Below are 21,015 nucleotides of genomic sequence, written 5' to 3' on the forward strand. Positions count from 1 at the left end.
TCCGTTATTTTAATCTTTATCGATATAGCTTCGTACGCTTAAATTTTTTCCATCTGTCCATACTTCCACTGCGCCGTTTTTATCCGTTCTTTTACAGACCGCGCCGGATACCTCAATATTTTCAAGCACCTCGTTGGTCGGATGTCCAAAACTATTATAACGGCCAACCGAGATTACAGCAAGGGATGGATTAAGCTTTTTTAAAAACTCCGGCGACGTGGAAAACCGGCTGCCGTGATGGCCTACTTTCAGGACGTCCGTTTCATGCAGGCCGCGAACAATGGCTTCCTCAGCCTGGAAACCGGCGTCACCTGTAAAGAGGAAGGATCGGCTTCCATAGCATAAACGCAACAGCATGGACACGTCATTTTGCTCCTCGTCTGCCAGCGCTTCTCTTTTACTTTCCGGCCACAACACCTCAAAAGATAAGCCATCGCCGCTTTCCAGTGTGCTGCCTTTTGCGAGAACCTCTACGGGTATTTTATTCTGGCTTAATAGCGCTTCATTATTATATTTACTGGAAACATAAATCCGCCCCACAGGAATTTCGGTGAGAAGCTCCTCAATCCCCTGTGCATGGTCCGCATGATTATGTGAGATAAAAACCCCGTCAATCCGCTGGATGCTTTTGGCGTACAGCGCAGGCAGCAGAACACTTTCAGAGATAGGTACACGCTCCTTCCGGGGGGCATTGCCATAGTTTTCGTATCCCCCGCCATCAATGAGGTACACACCTCCAGATGGTGTCTCAACGAGTGCACTGTCGCCCTGTCCCACATCTAAAAATGTTACCTTCAAAGGCTGACGAACCAGCGATATGCCAAAAATGACCAGAAGCAGCAGTGGAAAAGATATCCCAACAAAATACCGGGCAGATTTTTTGTTCAAATTAAAATACCCGGCGAGCAGAAGGGCAGCAAGAACCAGTATCAGGAGTTCTGCCAGAGTCATGGCGCCTCGATGCAGAACCAGCCAGCTAAATTTTGAAAAAAGATTGGTTAAGAATAGAACACAATCCGCTATAAAGGCTGTCGGCAGGCAAAAAAGCCCGCCTGCTGCCGGAATAAAAGCCGTAAGTGGCACTGTAATCAAAGCAAAAACCAGCAAAACCCCCACCAGAGGGACGACCAGCAAATTAGAAATCAGCGCTACCAGATTCAGGGTATGAAAATGGTAAAGGCTGGCTGGCATGGTACCCAGGGTGGCACAAAAGGTCAAAAGCAGGCTGGATACCATCGCTCCCGGTGCTTTAATGTGCCGTCCATATTCGTACAGCAATGGCCTGTAAAACAAAACAATCGCCAGCACCGCGGAAAAAGAAAGCTGAAAGCCTGCCATAAAGAGCTGGGCTGGCTGAAATAATAATATAACGATACCGGCCATACACAGTCCGTTTAGCGCGTCATAGGTCTCAGCCATTCCCCTGCCGCCAACCAGTGCCAGGCACATCAGCGCAGCCCGGATGACCGACGGGCTGAAGCCTGTCAGTGTAATATAAAACAGCAGGCAAACCGCCAGAACAGGTAAGTGGTAACGGCGCCGCACACCGAGCAGAGCCAGCATCCAAAGCACCAGAGCGTACACATAGCCCACATGCAGACCGGATATAGCCAGCACATGGGAAACGCCTGCCTCCCGAAAGGATGCCTTTACCTCGTCATCCATCGTATTGTCGCCTAGCAGGATTCCCTTGATTAAGCCGCTCTGGGACGGCGTGAAGAACTTGTCGCAAACTTTTGACAAATACTGTTTAATGCCATAAACAGCGTATATGGGACTGAATAAACCCGGTTTCACTGTGACAGCCTCTCCGTTTTTCAGATAAACCTGTCCGTCGATCCCCTTTGCCTTTAAATAAAGTGCATAGTCAAAACCGCCCGGATTCCGCCTTCCGGCTGGCTCACTGATTTCACCATCAAAGCTTAAAGCAGCTCCCGGCGTGTAGTTTACACTGTTCTCCGCTACTGTAACCATCACCTTTCCTGAAACAGGCATGTCATTAATTTCCTGAAGTTTTAGTACAAACCGGGTCTTTTCCCCTTCCTGTGAGGGGACACTATCCACTATGCCCGAAAGCAATACCGGTTGATCCCAAAAATCCTCAAAAGGATTTTCGTTTCCAAACACAGGGATAGCAGCGGCACACCCCAGCATGTAAATGGCCAACACCAGTACTACACTTACAGGTCTTACTTTTTTGAAGATCAGCGGTAAAGGCAGCAAAGCGACCGGTAAAAGGACGTAAAGAAAAAAGGGCGCCCCAAATCCGGCCAGCAGGATTGCGCAGCACAGTGCTGCGAATGCATAAATCAGCGGTCGTTTCATTGGGCCCCCTTATCCATTTATTTATTTTGCCGCTCTCAGCAAGTGATCAAATCGTAAAGTTCGCCATGATTTCAGCCTTGGATAAACGTCCGTTAAAGCGTCCATTTCCAATCTCATAGTAACGCTGCGGTGAAATCTCTGGGCTGAAATGCGTGAGGATAAGCCGTCGGACTCCGGCATTGTTCGCGTTTTGAATGGCTTTTTCCATAGACAGGTGAATCGCAGAATCCACATCATCCAGAAAAGCGGAATCGCACAGCAGCACATCCACCCCCTTTGTAAATTCTTCCAGCGCCTGGCACATCGCCGTATCGCCAGTATACATAAAAGTAGACTTCCCGTCATAGGCCTTGATCGCAAAATCCTTAAGCGGATGGCGCATTTCCATGAAGCTGAAGGTCATGCCGCCAATTTCGAGCTTCAAATCCTCAGTGATCGGCGTAAGATCAAATACATTTTTATAGGACAGCCGGTCAAATTCCTTATCGGGGCTGTCGGGGGCATAAAGGGGAATCGTCATTCCCCGCATCTCAAGGGCATAGCGCAGCACAAACAAATCCGAAATGTGGTCGGGGTGAAGATGGGAACAGATTACCGCAGTAATATCCTCAATGTCACAGATTGTCCGAAGGTTGGCCAATGTACCGTTGCCCATGTCAAGCACTACCTTGGAATCTCCATTTTCAAGCAGATAGCCCGAACAGGCACCTCCTGCCTTTGGGTAGGGTCCTGTATTGCCTAATACGGTTAATTTCATTTCAAAAAACCTCCATTTTTTCGTTGATTAAAGTTCATTTTAATGGTTAAATGATATAGTAATATAGTTATTATACACCATATTTACAGATTATCCCACGGTAATCCAATCTTTTTAAATACATTGACATCAAAAGGAGGTTCGTCATGAATAAACCGGGCTTGGTTTTGTCCGGCGGCGGAAGCCGCGGCTCCTATCAGATAGGGGCTTATCGGGCATTGAAAGATAACGGCATCGAAATCTGCGCCGTTGTAGGTACCTCCATCGGAGCCATAAACGGAGCCTATATTGCCCAGGGCGATCTTGATCTCGCCTGCGATGTCTGGGAGCATATTGACTACCATACCGTTTTCGCCGAAACCAGAGGGTTGCTGATGGATGTAGAGCCCCTGCACACACTTCTAAATGAAACCATCGACGAAGACGCCGTAAGACACTCCCCCATCCGTTACGGGCTCACCACCTACAATTTAAGTGATATGAAAATGGAATACCTTTTTATTGAGGATATTCCACAGGGCAAGCTGGTTGACTTTATTATGGCCAGCTCCAATGTACCCATTTTTAAGAGAGTGGTTATCGACAATAAGCGTTACCTCGACGGCGGTGTCTACGACCCGCTGCCGCGCAAAATGCTTTACGACGCAGGTTGCCACGACATGATCACAATCATGATTGATATCAATCCCATAAGTGCATCGGACCGTATAAAATACGAAAATCTCGAGGAGCTTCGTATTACCCACTCTGCCGACCTCGGCCATTTTTTGAGCGTGGACCCGGTTGTCATCAGGCAAAACTACGACATGGGCTACTACGATGCTCTGCGGGCCCTGAGCCAGTATGAGGGTGGTTATTATTACCTTATTCCTAAAAACTACCGTTCCGTCCCCTTGGCCCGGGCTTTTAATAAAAGGGATATCCGCCCACTGGTACAGGACAGAACAGCCCGTTCCATTTTAAATGGCAGTATGACCTTAAGACGGCTGCTTATCCATCTCACCCTGACCCGGTACTGGAAATCTAATTACACAATGACCTGGAATGAGCTTTTTACAGCCTGTGCCGAGCTTACAGGTGAGCTTTTAGCCATTCCAAGGTACAACGCCCTTACACTGTATGAGCTCATCAAGCAAATACTCGACAGTACGGATTTTATAAAAGCCTCTGACAGCTTCCAGAAGCATGACCATGCCTCCCTGGGAGAGGTCATTCTCACAGGGCAGACAGAGTTCATCCGCAGGGAATACGCAGCGGTGGCTCTGGCCGAAAATCATCCGGCAATTACAGCGCTGCTGCCAGCGCTTATTCTGGCAGTACCCGATGTGGTCATTGCAGCCATGTTCCTAAAAGTCATCAAAAACAGAAGGAGAAACCAATGATAAGACTCGATCCCCAAAATTTTGAAGCCTCCGACGGCGCACGGATATACTATTACAGCACTCCACGCAATTTAGATACAAAAGCCGTCCTTATAATTGTCCACGGAATGGCAGAGCATGCCATCCGCTATACCGAATTCGCTGATTTTCTTTACCGGCGAGGCGTTATCGCCTACGCCATTGACCAACGTGGTCACGGTATGACTGGAACCTTCGACGGCACCCTGGGCTATTTTGACGATGTAGACGGCTGGCAGCGCATTGTCGAAGATATCCACGAGCTTACCGACCGTGTCCGTGAGGAAAACCCGGATTTGCCCTTGTTCATTCTTGGTCACAGTATGGGCTCTGTCGTTACACGCACCTGCCTGATTGATTTTGGCGGCCTGTTTCAGGGTGGTGTTATTGTCGGAACCACCATGGGGGTAAGCAAGGCGGTTCGGTCGTTGGGCAAGGCTATCGCCAAGGCAGAAATCGCCAAATACGGCCCTACTCATCCCTCTGAGCGGCTGACAAAAATGTCCTTTGGCAGTTATAATAAAAAATTTGCCCCTAACCGTACCGAGTACGACTGGCTCTCCGTCAATGCGCTGAATGTAGACACTTATTTAAAAGATCCGCTGTGCGGCTTTACCTGCACCTCAGCTTTTTTCTATGACCTTTTTACCGGTCTGGACTACGCCAATGATCCTCGCAATATTTTCAGAATGCCCGCCGATCTTCCTATTTATCTGATTTCTGGCGGCAGCGACCCTGTCAGCAATATGGGTAAGGAGGTCCGTGCACTATACCAGCGTTTTAAAAAAGCGGATATGAAAGATGTTTCCATAACGCTGTATCCCGGCAAACGGCACGAAGTCCTGAACGAGACTAATCGGCGTGAGGTTTATCAGGATATCCTGAGCTTTATACAAAAGCATTTTTAAGAGGCTTCGGCCTCTTTCTTATTGGTCTTCAGGCAAACCAGCTTGACATTTTCATTCATTCATACTAAAATACATATTAATCATACTTGTTTTGTAAATTTAATGTAGATTCAGAAAGGATAACATCATGTGCGAACTTTATGGAATTACCGGGGACATCCCAGTACGTGCCAACGACATGCTTAAAGAATTTTACACCCACAGTTATAAGCATCCCCATGGATGGGGTATGCGTTATTTTAACAAAGACGGCGCTGTTTCCATGTGTAAAGAAGCCGTTGGCGCGCACGACAGTCTGCTGCTTCCAGGACTGCTCAATCATGATATCAGAACCTCTGTGCTCATTGCCCATATTCGATTTGCAACCATCGGGTCCATTGCCAAAAGCAACAGTCACCCTTTTACCGCCCGGGACAGCAGCGGACGGGAGTGGACGCTGGCTCACAATGGCAATATTTACTCTGGCATGGAACTGCTTCCTTATCTGGATACTCAGGCCGGTGAAACCGACAGTGAACGTGTGCTGCTCTACCTGACCGACGCCATGAGCAAAGCCTTCAACGACGCGGGCTGTCCTCTGGACGCGGTTCAGCGGGCAGCTCTGCTCGATGAGAAGATTACCGCCATCGCTAAACGCAACAAGCTTAACCTGCTCGTCTACGACGGTGAGGTTTATTACATACATACAAATATTATTGACACTCTGTACTCCGCTAAAAAATCCAGTCATATCTGTTTTTCCACCCACCCTCTTTCTCAAGAGGGTTACTGCTGGAAAAAGGTACCCATGGCCCGCCTCTTTGCCTATAAGGGAAATCAGCTTATCTACTCCGGACAAAGCCACGGCCACGTGTTTAAGCCTGCAAAACTTCCAGAAAATGATCGGGGAAGCTTTGTAATTTAAAAAGCCTGCCGAACTTAAAATTCGGCAGGCTTTTGTATTTTTATCGTCTATTTACTTTCCGGCGGCAATTCCTGTGCTTCGGCTTCGATCTCTGTGATCACCGGCTCATATTTGGAGTTAAACTTTCCTTTTTTATCGAAAACACGGATGACCAGATAAGAGATAACCGTCAGCAGTATACCGGTAAAAAAGGGAACGAGTACCAAATCCAAAGTCAGGGCAACAGCGGTAAAATAGCCGGCCGCACAGCCCACAACAAAGGCGATAAGAGGGATACCGTACATAATTGAGGTCGCCTTGATAACATTGGCAAACTCCATTTCCACAGATACAGTGTCGCCCACCTGAGCGCCAGCTGCATTTCTGGCCGTAGCTTCCATGGTCATTTTTTCTTTACCGACCTGGCAGGCTCCGCAATCGCCGCATGCGGTATGGCGCTTAATCAGTACCTTTGCATTCTTTCCCTTTAGTTCTTCAACGATTCCAATTTCTTTCATCGTATATCACTTCCTTATATGGTTGCTTTTTCCCTTTTATACCCTGTCCGGCATTCTTAAAACTTACAGTATTTCGTCAATGCTGATGCCCAGATCGATGAGCTGGTCAAGCTGCGCTTCGGCCGGCGCATCGGTCATCAGGCAGCTGTGGTTTTGTGTTTTCGGGAACGCAATAACGTCACGGATATTATCGATATCCATGAGCATCATGATGAGGCGGTCTAGACCAAAAGCCAGTCCTCCGTGCGGTGGTGTGCCATACTTCAGTGCTTCCAGCAGGAACCCGAACTGCTTCCAGGCGTCCTCCATGGTAAACCCAAGGGCCTTGAACATTTTTTCCTGTACATCCTGATTATGGATACGGATAGAACCACCTCCCAGTTCAACGCCGTTTACGACCATATCGTATGCATCAGCGTGTACCTGCGACGGATCGGTTTCCAGAAGCGGCAGATCTTTATCCAGCGGCGCGGTAAACGGATGGTGCTTGGCTACATAACGCCCTGCCTCCGCATCGTACTCGAGCAGCGGGAAATCAATAACCCAGAGGAAATTGAACTTACCGCTCAGGTCAAACTCAAGCTTCTTAGCCAGTTCCAAACGCAGCTGGCCAAGGGCAGTACAGACAATCTCATCCGTATCAGCCACAATGAAGATCATATCGCCAGGCTCTGCGTCCATACGTTCAAAGATCGCATTTTTTTCTTCTTCAGAAATAAACTTGAGAATCGGCGATTTCATTTCTCCATCGGATACGTCGATCCAGGCCAGCCCCTTTGCCTTATAAATAGCTGCAAATTTTTCAAGGTTTTTAATGGTTTTTTTGCTGAGTCTGCCCTGGGCATCCTTCGCGTTAATGGCACGGACAGAGCCACCCTTTTTAACGGCGCCTGAAAATACTTTGAATTCGCTGTTTTCAACAATATCGGAAATATTTGTGAGCTCCATGCCAAAGCGCGTATCCGGCTTGTCTGAACCGAAACGGTCCATTGCTTCCTGATAAGTCATTCGGATAAACGGAGTTTCCAGTTCAATACCTCGGACTTCTCTGAAAATTTTAGCAATCATGTTTTCCATGATGGGGAGAATATCGTCTTTTGTGATAAAGGACATTTCCATGTCGATCTGGGTGAACTCTGGCTGACGGTCCTGACGGAGGTCCTCGTCACGGAAGCATTTTGCAACCTGATAGTAACGGTCTACACCCGAAATCATCAGGATCTGCTTAAAGAGCTGCGGACTCTGGGGCAGTCCGAAAAATTTCCCCTTCTGAACGCGGGAGGGTACCAGAAAGTCACGGGCGCCTTCTGGAGTCGGCTTACCTAAAATTGGTGTTTCAATTTCCAGAAAACCTTCGTCGTTTAAAAAGTTACGGGCAATACTGGCCACCTGGGCTCTGGTTTTCAACATTTTCTGGTTTTTAGGCTTACGAAGGTCTAAATAGCGGTATTTCAGCCGGACCGCCTCGTTGCTCTTATCATCGTCCTCCACATAAATTGGCGGAGTATCGGCAGTATCGAGAATGGTCAGGCTTTTAACCATAACCTCAATTTCACCAGTTGCCATTTTGGGGTTGACGTTTTCTGCGTCGCGGTTAACAACTTCCCCTTCAATACAAAGCACATATTCATTACGTACCTTTTCGGCTTCTGCAAAGGCATTTGCGCTGACTTCTTCATTGACGACCAGCTGTACCTTGCCGCTGCGGTCTCTTAAATCAATGAAAAGAACCCCTCCAAGATTTCTTCTGGTGTCTGTCCAGCCGCATAATTTGACGGTCTGTCCTACAAATTCCGTATTCAGTTCGCCGCAGAGGGCGTTTCTATAGGTGGTTTTCATCTTTCCTCCTGTTATGTTATCAATGCGTATTTTAACTTTTTCATATCTTATTATTATATAAAAGGCGTCCCCTTTATGTCAAGTGTCTGGGGAGTTTTTCTGGGCTTTATCCAATATCTTTACACAGCGGGATAAAAGGGTGATATTAAGCAATTATGAATAAAGGCATGCTATACTAATTTAAATCAAGATTCGAGAGGAACTTTCAATGCATCTGCAATATTATTTTGGCGATGACTTCAAACAATTTGAAGACTATCTTTTGTCCATAGAGCACACGGTTTTTGAATGTACAAAGGACACGCCGCTCAGCGGTGTGGGCGCGCCGCTGGACAAAGAGTATTATGTTCTGGAGGGCATGATCCGAACCTCCTTTATACATGAAAGCGGCCATATCAAGGCTTTTGCTTTTTACGGACCTTATACATTCGCGCCCCTCTACTATCCCGGTGACTATAAGATCGAAAGCTCTCTTATCTTTACCGCCGCCACAGATCTTAAGGCTTTGGCCTTTGACCGAAAACTTCTGGGGCGCTATCTCAATGAAAATCCCGCGCTTAATCAGGCCATGTACGATGCCTATATGCGGCTGGTGGTGCTGCTTATTGAGGATAACATCAATCAGCTTTTTTCAACAGGACTTGAAAAAATTTCGCATTTCCTGTACAGCGCTGTCACCAACAGCGGCAATCCTGTGGTCCTGATATCTCAGGACGATCTGGCCAACTTTGTGGGCATGAACCGGGCCAATGTGGCTAAATATCTGAAGCAGCTGCGCGAGGAGGAAATTATTGAAACAGCCAGAAACCGGATCATCGTAAAAAACGCCAAAAAGCTACAGGACTACAGCCAATACATCGGCTAAACCTTTTATTTTTCCTTAAAAATATATTATTTTAATGTTTTTTTGGCTGTTATGTCTTTTAAAAGATATACAGTCTTTTTTATTGTGCTATAATTGGTACATATTTGAAAACGTTACAGGCCTGTTTTTCAAACGAATATAAGTGAGGTGTTTTTCAATGAGTGATAACAAGAAACTACAGGAAAATAGGATCAAAAATTTCCATGATTTTTATAACAACCGGATTCCAGATCATGTGCCTACCGGCTATATGATCTCTCACTATCTGGTAGCAGAATACGGCGGACAGAATCTTTTTGACTATCAGTACGATTACGGACGTCTGCGCGAGCCTGCGCTGGCACTGGATAAACGAATTATCTCAGATGTGACTCCTATTCTTCCGTGCAGCCAGGTGCTTAACCGTCCGGCAGAATTTTACCAGATCCTGGGCTCTCAGTCTTTTGTAATGGGAAAGAACGGAGTCGTCCAGCACCCTGAGGTTGTCGGTATGCAGCCTGACGAGTACCGTGCCTTGATTGACGATCCCTTTACCTTTTTAATGGAGACTGTTATCCCACGCCAGTATAAAAATCTTGATCCCTGTGACGGATTTAAAACCGCCACAACGATTATGAAGGCTCAGTCCAGCCTGGATAAATCAATCAACGCTTCACTGCCCTGGTTCATGGAAATCACAGAACAGGGCGGACACTATCCCGGCGCTCCGGCCGGCTCTTCCGGCATGACAGAAGCCCCCTTTGATTTTATCGCCGACCAGCTCAGAAGCTTCAGCGGTGTGAGTATGGACATACGCCGCCACCGCAGCGAGCTTAAGGAAGCCTGCGAAGCCCTGCTGCCTGTACTGTTTGAATGGGGACGTCCTCCGGTTCCAAACGCAGAAGGCTCTGTCTTTATTCCACTGCATATGCCAACCTTCATGCGCGAAAAAGATTTTCTTGATCTGTGGCTGCCAACCTTTAAAACCATGATCGAGCAGTACGCAGCTCTTGGCGTACGCTGCAATATTTTCTGTGAGGATGACTGGACACGCTACCTGGACGTTTTGCAGGATTTCCCTGCCGGAACACAGATGTGGTTTGAATTCGGCGATCCTCAGCTGATTAAGGATAAACTGGGCGACAAGATGATTATCCAGGGACTTTTCCCTGTTTCTGCCCTTCGCGGCACCAAAGAGGAAGTCGTAAGCAAAGCCAGGGAGCTGCTCGACATTATGATGCCAGGCGGCGGCTATTATTTCCACTTTGATAAAAACCCATTCCTTCTGAACGAAGTTAACATTGACAACTGGGCCGCCTTATCCGAAACGGTTGCGAAATATGGCGTCTATAAAAATGCAGGAGAAGCCTGCGGTACGCCGCTGAATGCAGAAGGATTTGTCTTTGACCCATCCAAATTCAGACCCATTGAATCTAAATATCTGACCACTTGGGAAGCTTTAAAAGCTGAAAACCCACTGGTTCCTGAAATTGCCAAGGGAAACCTGGCCCAGCTCAATAACGAGCTCATCAATTTCTTTATGTACCTTCTTGTCTAAACACAGAAAAGAGCCGCGGGATTCCATTCCGCGGCTCTTATTCTTGCGTTTTAACCAGATACCCTAAAGGCTGTTAAACCAATCCTTAAGCTCCTGTTTCACCTCATCAGGCAAATCGTATTTTCGGACGCCCTGAATCGCGCCCTCCAAGCCCATAAGCTTATGCAGGCAAGAGCTGGGGTCATTCTGCTTTAATTTTAAAAAAGCCTCCTTCGTTCCGGCTGCACGAAGCTTTTCCGGAGTGTCAATTCCGACTGCCTCGAGTTCCCTGGCAACCACCTTTCCAATATTCGGCAGCTTTTCCATCTGTGACATGTTTACGCTTCCTTTCTTATCCAAGACATGGTGTAGAACCCATTTTCCGGTGTATGCGCAATGGCATCCGGCATTATTTTCAGCCCTCCATCAATGCCAAGTTCCTGGCAGGCCAGATCAAAATGGCAGAGGGCAATGCCCAGATCAATACGGTTCAGGCTGCGCGGTGCCATACGGTAAAAGTGCGCGCCCTCTGGCGCAATGAGCACCTGCCACGGCTGGCAGTTTCTTGAGGATGGGGCCAAACGCACCATCTCGAGAGGTATCCCAAAATCCCCTGCACTTTTTTGGGTGAGCGGGATATTCCAGTTATCTGAGAAAAAGATGGTCTCAAAGGGTTTCCTGGAGCGCTGCTTGGTTACCCTGCTCATAGTTTTAGACACCATGGACGGTTTGGCGGACGCCTGGCCGACCGGCGAAACAATGGGCAGCATTTCGTCTGCCTTCAGCTGAACTGCATCGGCAAAAGCCCCCTTGTTAAAGGTTCCGCCAATCCAACAGGTACCCAATCCCAGCTGGGTGCTCTTAAGCACGACTTTTTCAAAGGCATAACCCAAAGCCTCCTCCGCAAAACTGCTCCGGTCACAGCACACAGCAAAAAACGCCTGTGCATTTTTAATGACCCCATAAGTACCCAGTCGATGGTTGCCAGGGTATTCACCTGTTTTAATTAACTCAACTCTTATTCGTGCATCAAAGGGATGCTCTATATGCCGCAGATAGTCTTTAAGCTGCCCTTCTGCTGCGTGGTGCATGGGACGCTTGCTATAGCTGCGTATCGAACGGCGGGCTTTCATTGCCTCGATTACCGATTTTTTCATCCTTACCACCTCTCCCTGGCATCTTTTTTTATGTGATACCAAGTGTTGCTCTTAGGATACCACCAACCAGGAAAAATTTCAAGTTTCAGTCTCCTGTGCTAGGTCAGCTTTAATGAAAAACGGCGCCATAGCACAAAAAACCAGAGAACCGATGTCCCTGAAAATAAGAGGATGGCAAAGAAGCCCGGCGTTATGGCCCACTGGGCAATCCAGAAAGAGGGCATTAAGCCGAACACATACTTTCCACCTCCCTTGAATACAAAGGGAATCACCATACCAAACAGAATAAGACCTGAAAGCTTGCTGATTGCCATCCCTTCTACTTTATTGGAGGACAGACTGACAATAAGCATGGCTGCCAGCATCCCCAGAACCGCAGACTGCAGGGACAGACTGGCCATGATAAAGATTGAATCAACTGACAGCCTGAAAACTGCCAGAACACAAAAGGATACCAGCCCTGAAACCGCAGCGGGGAAAGCCAGCCGTGACACCAGATATCCATTTTTACCAATTGGAGTGACACAGAGATAGGCGCTCATATGACTGTCAGTCTCGTCCAAAATAACCATGGCCGAAACAAAGCACAACATGTAAGGAGTGATACCGGAAAGGAGCAGGTCCAGCAATAAATAGTAAGACTCAAGCCCAAAGCCAAACCATCTAACAAACAACGGCTCCAGTACCGGAATACCGAATCGGAAAAACGCACCGCAAAGCGGTGGGGCTGCACATACCATAACCAGCATCCTGTCTGCTGCAATCTGACGAATAAAGTAACAAAACGAACGATTCAGTGCCCTCATAATGTCACACTTCCAAGATAACGGGTCATTTTTATATAAGCAGCCCGCGCCGTAAAAAATGCTGCTGCCAGCCACAGAAGAAGGCTGAGCGCTGTCCAATTAATATTTCCGCTTATGAGCTGATAAACCGCCACACCGGGGTGCAGACCGAGCATCCAAGGCCGATAACCCGCTACCCACAAAATCGCGGGGCCAAAGATCACCAGCTCAATAGGCACAGTTACCAGTATAAACTGGTTAATCGTAGAAATACTGGTACCTGCTGCCAGACCTACCATGCTGAAAAGCATCGCGCCAGTAAATGTGCCGGCACATAAAAGGGGCAGGCTCGGGCTGCCGCCTACCACACCCAGCACCGCTGCGGCCAGGGTGCTGATCAAGGCCAGAGACAAGGCTTTGGAAACAATATATTCTTCCGGGCGCACCGGTGAAACAGCAAGGGATTCCAGCACACGCTGGCTCCGCTCCAGAAGAATGACGGCTCCCATGAAGAACAGCCCCAGAGCTGCCGGATCGGAAAAGATAATTAACGCAGTACCAGTCACCTTCCAGTTCGACGGCAGTATGGACAGTACGCCCGCATAGATCAAAGTCAAAATCAGGTATAAACCATAAAAACCGTACTTCCACTGCTGACGAATATCGCCCTTTAAAAGACACACAATTCTCATTGCAGCGCCCTCCCTGTCATTTCGATAAAAATATCGTTAAGGGTTGGTTCGCTGCTGTGTATGGATAACAGGCGATTGCTCTTGATTAGCCCGGCAAGCAAAGAATCATCAGACAGGGCACCAAGAGGGCAGGATGCACTTTTCTCAATGCCATCTAAATAAGAATAGGTAACCCTGGCGGCTCCCTTTGACATTATCAGGTGGTGCGGCGTATCCACTGCTTTCATCTCGCCATCGACGATAAAGGCAACACGATCGCAGAGCTCTGTGGCATCCTGCATATTATGAGTTGTCAGAATAATTGCCTTTCCCTGACTGCGCTGCTCTCTGATTAAGGCCTTCATATGACTGCTGCTCACAGGGTCAAGGCCGCTTGTGGGCTCATCCAGAAAGAGAATATCCGGATTGTGTCGAATGGCTTTGACAAAATTGAGGCGAGATTTCATTCCTTTTGAATAAGCCGATACCTTTTTATCTCCGTCCTTTTCCAGACCAACACTTTCTAAAAGTCCCTCAATCGGCTGCAGAGGACCTTTATAAAGTGAACCAAAAAAATCAAGGTTCTCACGTGCAGTCATTTTTTCATAGAAGCTCGGAAACTCAAAATCCACACCAATCTGCTCATAAAAGCTGTTGCTGTGATTCCGGACCTCCTTCCCGTTGACCACAGCGCTGCCGCCATAGCCAGGCAGTATACCCGTCAGGATTTTCTGAAGGGTACTTTTCCCTGCGCCGGAAGGCCCTAAAAAGCCAAAGATCTCACCTCGCTTCACCTCAAAACTGATCGACTTTATGAAAGGCTTATGAGTATAGCTGAAACTCAAATTTTCTGCTCTAATCATCTTTCACCTCAAAAAGCTGAATAACCACACCGTGCAGCAGCATTTTCAACACATCGTCAAATATCGGGGCACCGATCTCTCTTTTATGCAGGAGCAGTAAAAATACTGCTCTCAGAGCAGCGCTGAACAGCTCCAGATTTTTTCCCTCCACTCCCGGCAGCATGGCTGCCAGATGCTCGACACTGAAATCATCCTGGGCCTGGTGCGCTGCTACCACTTCGTCGGGCAGCCTGCGCATGAGCAGCTCCAGATCACCGCTCACAATCATTGGCATAAGAATACTGTCGTCCGCCATTTTACAAAAACGGAAAAGCAAATCCGTCAATGTATCCGGGGTCACATTGTCTTTTAAGGCTCCGACGGCTTTCAAAACCTCTTCCTGTACATTATCATGGAAGTCCATCATCACCTCAAAGAAGAGCATTTCCTTGGAGGGATAAAACAGGTAAAAGGTCCCCTTGGGAATATTGACCCGGCGTACCAGCTCATCGACTGACGTCTTGCGCATTCCATACTGTTTAATACATAAGATGGCTTCCTCATGAAGCCTCTGGCGGATATAAGCCCGCTCCTGATCCGAATAAGCCCTTGGCATTTCCAATCCTCTTTTCTCACATTTGACTATTTTTATTACATTAGTCAAATAATATCATTCATTATAGATTGAGTCAAGAGAATAAAAAAGACCTGCCTCTTTACCAAGGGCAGGCCGTATAATCATTAAAGCTCTTTATGCATCATCAGCCATTCGTCTACATCAGAATAGCCAAGACTTTTATAAAACTCATGGGTTTCCGGCGCTCTCAGAGTCATTAGAATAATTTCCTCCACACCGTTCTTTTTTACATGCTTTGTCATTTCATCTAAAAGCCGGGTACCTATGCCCTCGCCCTTATGATCAACATCTACACAGAACTCCTTAATTTGAAAGGCCATCTTAGTATCCTCGTACTCATAGTCACCCAGAATCATTCCAACTATATACTCATGGTCATCAAGGGCTACCATGGCACTGGCACTGTTATTGGAAAGCATAAGCTCCAGACGCTTCTCTGCACGCTCAGGTGTCCAGCTGTCCTTCCAGGGGGGTGTATTAAAAGCCCTGGCAAAAAGCTTGGAGGCTTCTTTTAAGTGTTTTTCCGTCATTTCAATAAAAATCATATCTACCACTTCCAATTTTATTTGTTTTATACCCTCTCACCGAAAAAAGCTTCATACTGAGCCATCTTTTTTTCCACAATCTCTTCGGTGCGCTCGTTGTAAGTTTTAACGTCTTTTACAGTAAAAATTCGATCGAAACGATCAATCTCCGGTACGTAAAGTTTACCGGATGAGCCCGCTCCAATACCGATAATGGACTGTTTCTCGGCCATCATAAGAATATTGTAAATGCCTTCCCTGTTCTCCAGGCAGTACCCGATATTTTCACCGTTTCCCTGCGTGTATTTTTGACGGTACAGATAATAGGGCCGATACCCCCTGCGTCCCAGTTCCTCTTGAATACCGGCGCAGAAGTCCTTTGAATAAGGGTTTTCTACCTGTCGTCCGGTGGCTGTTTTAATGGCAGAACCTTTTTTAACAGCCAGGCAGTGTATGGTAATATTTTCAGGCCCCAAAGCGATAACCTGGCCTAACGAGCGCATAAAGGCCTTCTCACTTTCGCGGTTCAGGCCTAAAATCAAATCCATGTTCACACTCTCAAAACCCACCTCGCGGATCGTTTCATAGGTATCTAAAATAGCCTGCGGAGGATAATTCCGGTTTACAGCCGCCAGTGTATCTGCGTTCATGGTCTGGGGGTTAAGACAGACACGGTCTACACCGTGAGCCTTGAGTATTTCCAGCTTTCGGAGATTTGTGGTCTCGGGCCGGCCGGCTTCAAAGGTGTATTCTCTGAGGCCCTGCAGATCCAGTTCTTCATCAAGGGTAGTTAACAGTGTCTCCAGCTGCCCCTCATCCAAAATGGAAGGGGTGCCTCCGCCAATGTAAAGGGTATCGGTCGCAATACCTTTTTCTTTGAGGTAACGTCCTGTCAGGCGTACTTCGTACAACAGGTTTTCCAGATATTCTGATACAATGGTTTGTTTTTTATCCGCTACAGTTGAAATAAAGGAGCAGTAAGAGCATTTGGCAATACAGAGCGGAATCCCTACATATACACTCACTTTTTTCTGGCTCAGGGGATAGATAATCCCCATTTCTCTCTGTGCGATGCCGGTTATCAGCTCAATTTTACTTTCTGAGGCCTGATATTTTTCTATCAGACACTGTTTTACCTGTAAAGGTGTCCGCCCTTCTTTTAACAGGTTATGAGCCATTTTGACCGGCTTAATACCAGTCATCGTTCCCCAGTCCAGAGTATAACCAATTAATTCACATAAAAATAGATAAAGAAACCCTTTGAAGGATTGTTTATCCAGGGGTTTCTTTTCATAGTCATATTCTTTTTGCAGAATCACTTCGCCTTTCTCCAATGCCGTAAGCACCAGTACCCCGCCGCTTAAATCGACGTCAATACGGTCCTCAAGCTCCTCGTTAAAAACAACGGGAACCTCAGGCCTGAATTGCTGGTACATCTCAAAGCAGGGATATTCATAAAAGCGGTCTGCCAGCATAAAACTTAGTTTTTCCAAGGGTTAACCTCTGGCAATAAAAGGATTCCGTGCCCTCTCATAGGCAATATCTGTATTTTCACCATGGCCTGGCAATACGGTCATATCGTCGTCATAGGTCATGAGGCGGCTCAGAGACTTCATCATATTTTCATAGCTTCCGCCTGGAAAATCGGTTCGTCCGATGGAGCCTTCAAACAGAGTATCTCCTGAAAAAATCACGTCCTCTCCCACAAAGCAGCAGCTGCCTACAGTATGCCCTGGTGTATGGATGGTGGTCAGCTTAATATTCGGGCTGATTTCCACTTCATCCCCATCGCGAAGCAGTACGTCCGCCGGTCCAGGATTCATAGGCTGTCCCACCATAGTCGACAGGTTTTTACCCGCCGAAGTCAGGGTATCCGCATCATCTGCGTAAATATAAACCTTTGCCCCGGTCTGGGCTTTTGTCTTTTCCAGACCGCCTATGTGGTCAAAATGGCCGTGAGTCAGCAGAATTTTACCAACCTTTAAACCATGTTTTTCCACAGTTTCCATAATACGGTCATCCTCGAAGCCCGGGTCGATAATAACCGCGTCCTTTGTATCCTCATCCCAGGCGATATAACAGTTGGAAGCCATCGGGCCCACTATTAATTTTACTATTTTCATCATTATTATTTCTCCTAAAACTGTTTTTCACTGTCCAACAGAAGGGTTACCGGACCGTCATTGACGATGGATACCTCCATTTCTGCCTGAAACTCTCCAGTCTCTATTTTGGCAATGGGTTCCTTCTTCAGTTTTTCCAGAAAGAGCTCATACTTGGCCTTTGCCGCGTCCACAGGGCCGCTTTTCGAAAAGCTCGGTCTGCGCCCTTTTCGGCAGTCGCCGTAAAGAGTAAACTGTGAGACAACCAGCAGCTCGCCGCCCACATCCATAAGAGAGAGGTTCATTTTTCCCTCTTCATCCTCAAATACACGCAGGTTTACGGTCTTCTGGATGATATAGTCCATATCCTTTTCTGTATCGTCTTCCTTTATACCCAACAAGAGGTTAAAGCCACGGCCAATGGAGCCGATTACCCGGTCTCCCACCTTGACTTCTGATGCTTTTACACGCTGAATAACTGCTCTCATGTTCGCTCCTATACACGGTGAATACTGATGATTTCCGGTATTTTATTTAAATTTTTAATGAGGAGGTTGAGTTCTCTCCTGGTCTTGACCTCAAAGGTTGCGGAGAAATAATCAAACTCTCCCTTTTCATTTCTGGCCGTTAAGGCAGTAAGGGGGATATTCATCTCAAGGAAAATCTTAGAGATTTCAATGAGCAGTCCCTGTTTTTCACGGGCTTTAATTTGAATTTCAGCCGTAAAACTGCCGCCTATGCCAAACTTGTTCCATTCAACATCGACAATGCGGCTGGGGTCTGTCATTCCCAGCACGTTGGGGCAGTCGGTCCGGTGAACAGAGATTCCTCTGCCAACCGTGATATAACCCACAATTTTGTCTCCGGGTACAGGGTTACAGCACTTGGAAAAGCGCACGTCGATTTCGTTGTGTCCTGCCACAATAACACTGCTGTTGGATTTCTTGAGCTTAGCGGTTTTTTTAATAACCACTTCCTCTTCGGGTTCTGGGAACTCCTTGGGGAAGAGCAGCCGCATTTTCTGCAGAACGGTACCTATCTTCACGCCGCTGTAGCCAATGGCGGCATAGAAATCACTGAGGGTCTTATAACCCATTTTGTCACTGACCACTTCCAGTTCACTCGTGCTCAGAAGCTTGGTATCCTGGAGGCCTTCTCGCTTAATCTCACGCTCCAGCATGGTCTTGCCCTTGGCAATATTTTCTTCTTTTTCTTCTTTTTTGAAATACTGCCGTATTTTGTTGCGGGCATGAGCACTTTTGGTAAAATTGAGCCAGTCACGGCTTGGACCGTTGGAGTTTTTGGAAGTCATAATCTCCACAATGTCCCCATTATTCAGTGTATAGTTAAGGGGTACGATTTTACCATTAACCTTGGCGCCCACGCAGGAGTTCCCTACATCGCTGTGGATGCGGTAAGCAAAATCCAGCGGGCAGGAGCCCATTGGCAGCTCGACCACCTTGCCCTGTGGAGTAAATACATAAACCTCCTCGTTGAGCAGGTCAACCTTGATGGTTTCCACCAAATCGTTAGCATTATCCAGCTCCTTCTGCCACTCAAGAATCTGGCGGAGCCAGGACATTTTATTTTCATACCGAAGCTCCTTGTTGTTGCTGTCAGTAATACCTTCTTTGTATTTCCAGTGCGCGGCAATCCCGTACTCTGCAGTCTCATGCATTTCCTTGGTCCGGATCTGAATCTCAAAAGGGTCGCCGTTTGGCCCGATGACCGTGGTGTGAATGGACTGGTACATATTGGGCTTCGGCATTGCGATATAATCCTTGAAGCGTCCGGGAATAGGTTTCCACTGCGTATGGACAATCCCCAACACGCCGTAACAGTCCTTTACGCTGTCCACAATCACACGCACTGCAATGAGGTCATAGATCTCGTCAAAGTTGCGGTTCTGGGCCTTCATTTTTCTGTAGATGGAATAAAAATGCTTGGAGCGGCCATAGATTTTTGCTTCAATCCCCACTTCATCAATCTTTTTCTCTAAAATCTTAATGACCTTATTGATGTATTCCTCACGGGACTGCTTTTTCATTTTGACCTTTTTTACAAGGTCGTAATAGCCGTCAGGGTCCAGATATTTTAACGCAAGGTCTTCAAGCTCTGCCTTGATGGTCTGTATCCCCAGACGGTTCGCAATAGGCGCGTATATATCCAGCGTTTCTCTGGATTTTTCAATCTGCTTGGACTCCTTCATATACTCCAGAGTCCGCATATTGTGCAGACGGTCCACGAGCTTGATTAGGATAACGCGGATGTCCTTTGACATTGCAAGAACCATTTTCCGAAGGTTCTCGGCCTGGCTTTCTTCCTTTGACTGATACTCAATTTTGCCGATTTTGGTAACACCCTCGACCAGGTCGGCCACCTGTTCGTTGAACATTTCCTTAATATCATCGTAAGTATACGAAGTGTCCTCAATCACATCGTGCAGAATGGCAGCAACTATGGTTTCCGTATCCATCTTATACTCTGCTAAAATATACGCAACCGAAACAGGATGGATGATATAGGCCTCTCCTGACAGACGCTTCTGGTCCTTATGGGCCCCGTCTGCCAGGTGGTACGCCTTTAGAATCAACTCAGTATCCGCATCCGGATTGTTCTTTTTCACAAGTTCGATTAAACTATCAATTTTATGTTCTATTGCTTCGTTCGCCATGGTTCTGCCCACCTTTATTTCTATAAGTGCCTACACTGGATAAAGAATGACCGAAGCTAAAAAGCCCCGGTCATTTTCAGTGTTTTATACCGGATACTGTACTAAGCTGGATACAAAATAATCCTTGAGATTTTCCCGCCCCTTCAGCTCAGTCAATTCTATTAAAAACAATGCGCCGCAGACTTCGCCGCCGAGCTTTTCTACCAGGTCGATTGCCGCCTTCATGGTTCCGCCGGTTGCCAGCAGGTCGTCAATGATAACCACACGGTCCCCGGGTTTGATGGCGCTTTTCTGAATTTCGACAGTGTTCGTGCCGTATTCAAGGTCGTATTCCTCTGCCACAACCTCGCCAGGCAGTTTGCCTGGCTTACGCACCGGAACCAGCCCCACGTTCAGGAGGTAGGCCAGTGGCGTGCCAAAAATGTAGCCTCTCGCCTCTGGAATACACACCAGATTAACATCAAGCGCCTTGGCAATTTTATGAAATTCGTCAATGACAAACTTAAACGCCTCCGGGTCGCGGATCAGACTGTTAATATCCTTAAAACTGATTCCTTCCTTTGGGAAACCTTCAAAAATATCGATTTTGCTCTTAATATCCATTTCGTATCC

The 21,015-nt window shown here is 47.1% G+C and carries 20 protein-coding genes and 1 pseudogene; 5 read left to right on the forward strand and 16 right to left on the reverse strand.

From position 1 onward, the window contains the following. Window positions 1–9: 9 nt before the first annotated feature. Window positions 10–2,325 carry a DNA internalization-related competence protein ComEC/Rec2 gene (locus BUC22_RS00300; protein ID WP_013381762.1) on the reverse strand — a complete coding sequence of 772 codons (2,316 nt, stop codon included), beginning with the start codon at window positions 2,323–2,325 and terminating at the stop codon, window positions 10–12. A 46-nt stretch (window positions 2,326–2,371) separates the two neighbouring features. Next, window positions 2,372–3,082, reverse strand: coding sequence for an MBL fold metallo-hydrolase (locus BUC22_RS00305; RefSeq protein WP_013381763.1), 711 nt, complete (start codon window positions 3,080–3,082; stop codon window positions 2,372–2,374). Between the two features lie 146 nt (window positions 3,083–3,228). On the opposite strand from BUC22_RS00305, the gene BUC22_RS00310 reads away from it, so the two are divergent. From BUC22_RS00310 to BUC22_RS00320, 3 genes are all read left to right on the forward strand, one after another. After that, window positions 3,229–4,464 carry a patatin-like phospholipase family protein gene (locus BUC22_RS00310; RefSeq protein WP_013381764.1) on the forward strand — a complete coding sequence of 412 codons (1,236 nt, stop codon included), beginning with the start codon at window positions 3,229–3,231 and terminating at the stop codon, window positions 4,462–4,464. Then, window positions 4,461–5,390 (forward strand): alpha/beta hydrolase, encoded by a 930-nt coding sequence (locus tag BUC22_RS00315; RefSeq protein ID WP_013381765.1) that lies wholly within the window; start codon window positions 4,461–4,463, stop codon window positions 5,388–5,390. Before BUC22_RS00310 ends, BUC22_RS00315 begins: the two co-directional genes overlap by 4 nt. A gap of 127 nt (window positions 5,391–5,517) precedes the next feature. Next, the gene (locus BUC22_RS00320; protein ID WP_013381767.1) at window positions 5,518–6,294 is read left to right on the forward strand and encodes a class II glutamine amidotransferase; all 777 of its coding nucleotides are present in this window, start codon (window positions 5,518–5,520) and stop codon (window positions 6,292–6,294) included. A 47-nt stretch (window positions 6,295–6,341) separates the two neighbouring features. Here the strand turns inward: BUC22_RS00320 and BUC22_RS00325 are convergent, their stop codons facing one another. Then, entirely contained in the window at window positions 6,342–6,791 is a 450-nt protein-coding gene (locus tag BUC22_RS00325; RefSeq protein WP_013381768.1) for a SoxR reducing system RseC family protein, read from the reverse strand. Between the two features lie 63 nt (window positions 6,792–6,854). After that, window positions 6,855–8,630, reverse strand: a complete 1,776-nt coding sequence (gene aspS, locus BUC22_RS00330; protein ID WP_013381769.1) for an aspartate--tRNA ligase — start codon at window positions 8,628–8,630, stop codon at window positions 6,855–6,857. A 208-nt stretch (window positions 8,631–8,838) separates the two neighbouring features. On the opposite strand from aspS, the gene BUC22_RS00335 reads away from it, so the two are divergent. Continuing rightward, the gene (locus BUC22_RS00335) at window positions 8,839–9,495 is read left to right on the forward strand and encodes a Crp/Fnr family transcriptional regulator (RefSeq protein WP_013381770.1); all 657 of its coding nucleotides are present in this window, start codon (window positions 8,839–8,841) and stop codon (window positions 9,493–9,495) included. A gap of 157 nt (window positions 9,496–9,652) precedes the next feature. Continuing rightward, window positions 9,653–11,032, forward strand: coding sequence for a uroporphyrinogen decarboxylase family protein (locus tag BUC22_RS00340; RefSeq protein WP_013381771.1), 1,380 nt, complete (start codon window positions 9,653–9,655; stop codon window positions 11,030–11,032). Between the two features lie 63 nt (window positions 11,033–11,095). Here BUC22_RS00340 and BUC22_RS00345 read toward each other — a convergent pair whose 3' ends face one another. The 12 genes and pseudogenes from BUC22_RS00345 to BUC22_RS00400 form a co-directional block, all read right to left on the reverse strand. Next, window positions 11,096–11,347, reverse strand: a complete 252-nt coding sequence (locus BUC22_RS00345; RefSeq protein ID WP_013381772.1) for a TfoX/Sxy family protein — start codon at window positions 11,345–11,347, stop codon at window positions 11,096–11,098. 170 nt (window positions 11,348–11,517) lie between these two features. After that, a pseudogene (locus tag BUC22_RS00350) lies at window positions 11,518–12,168 on the reverse strand (nitroreductase family protein); the annotation flags it as partial. 98 nt (window positions 12,169–12,266) lie between these two features. Then, the gene (locus tag BUC22_RS00355; protein ID WP_013381774.1) at window positions 12,267–12,974 is read right to left on the reverse strand and encodes a hypothetical protein; all 708 of its coding nucleotides are present in this window, start codon (window positions 12,972–12,974) and stop codon (window positions 12,267–12,269) included. Beyond that, the gene (locus BUC22_RS00360) at window positions 12,971–13,645 is read right to left on the reverse strand and encodes a fluoroquinolone export ABC transporter permease subunit (RefSeq protein ID WP_013381775.1); all 675 of its coding nucleotides are present in this window, start codon (window positions 13,643–13,645) and stop codon (window positions 12,971–12,973) included. The genes BUC22_RS00355 and BUC22_RS00360 overlap by 4 nt, the downstream gene beginning before the upstream one ends. Next, window positions 13,642–14,487 carry an ABC transporter ATP-binding protein gene (locus BUC22_RS00365; protein ID WP_073381798.1) on the reverse strand — a complete coding sequence of 282 codons (846 nt, stop codon included), beginning with the start codon at window positions 14,485–14,487 and terminating at the stop codon, window positions 13,642–13,644. Before BUC22_RS00365 ends, BUC22_RS00360 begins: the two co-directional genes overlap by 4 nt. Then, on the reverse strand, window positions 14,480–15,082 hold the full coding sequence (locus tag BUC22_RS00370) for a TetR/AcrR family transcriptional regulator (RefSeq protein WP_013381777.1): 603 nt from the start codon (window positions 15,080–15,082) through the stop codon (window positions 14,480–14,482). The genes BUC22_RS00365 and BUC22_RS00370 overlap by 8 nt, the downstream gene beginning before the upstream one ends. A gap of 125 nt (window positions 15,083–15,207) precedes the next feature. Continuing rightward, a complete protein-coding gene (locus BUC22_RS00375) occupies window positions 15,208–15,648 on the reverse strand; it encodes a GNAT family N-acetyltransferase (protein WP_013381778.1) in 441 nt (146 codons plus the stop codon). Window positions 15,649–15,674: 26 nt separating this feature from the next. Next, window positions 15,675–17,120, reverse strand: a complete 1,446-nt coding sequence (gene hemZ / locus BUC22_RS00380; protein WP_013381779.1) for a coproporphyrinogen dehydrogenase HemZ — start codon at window positions 17,118–17,120, stop codon at window positions 15,675–15,677. Between the two features lie 3 nt (window positions 17,121–17,123). Then, the gene (locus BUC22_RS00385; protein ID WP_013381780.1) at window positions 17,124–17,753 is read right to left on the reverse strand and encodes an MBL fold metallo-hydrolase; all 630 of its coding nucleotides are present in this window, start codon (window positions 17,751–17,753) and stop codon (window positions 17,124–17,126) included. A gap of 11 nt (window positions 17,754–17,764) precedes the next feature. Further along, window positions 17,765–18,217 carry a D-aminoacyl-tRNA deacylase gene (dtd, locus tag BUC22_RS00390; protein WP_013381781.1) on the reverse strand — a complete coding sequence of 151 codons (453 nt, stop codon included), beginning with the start codon at window positions 18,215–18,217 and terminating at the stop codon, window positions 17,765–17,767. 8 nt (window positions 18,218–18,225) lie between these two features. Then, on the reverse strand, window positions 18,226–20,403 hold the full coding sequence (locus tag BUC22_RS00395) for a RelA/SpoT family protein (RefSeq protein WP_013381782.1): 2,178 nt from the start codon (window positions 20,401–20,403) through the stop codon (window positions 18,226–18,228). A gap of 84 nt (window positions 20,404–20,487) precedes the next feature. Beyond that, window positions 20,488–21,006, reverse strand: a complete 519-nt coding sequence (locus tag BUC22_RS00400) for an adenine phosphoribosyltransferase (protein WP_013381783.1) — start codon at window positions 21,004–21,006, stop codon at window positions 20,488–20,490. Window positions 21,007–21,015: the final 9 nt, after the last annotated feature.

The sequence above is a fragment of the Eubacterium callanderi genome (genome assembly GCF_900142645.1).
Lineage (GTDB): Bacteria > Bacillota > Clostridia > Eubacteriales > Eubacteriaceae > Eubacterium > Eubacterium callanderi.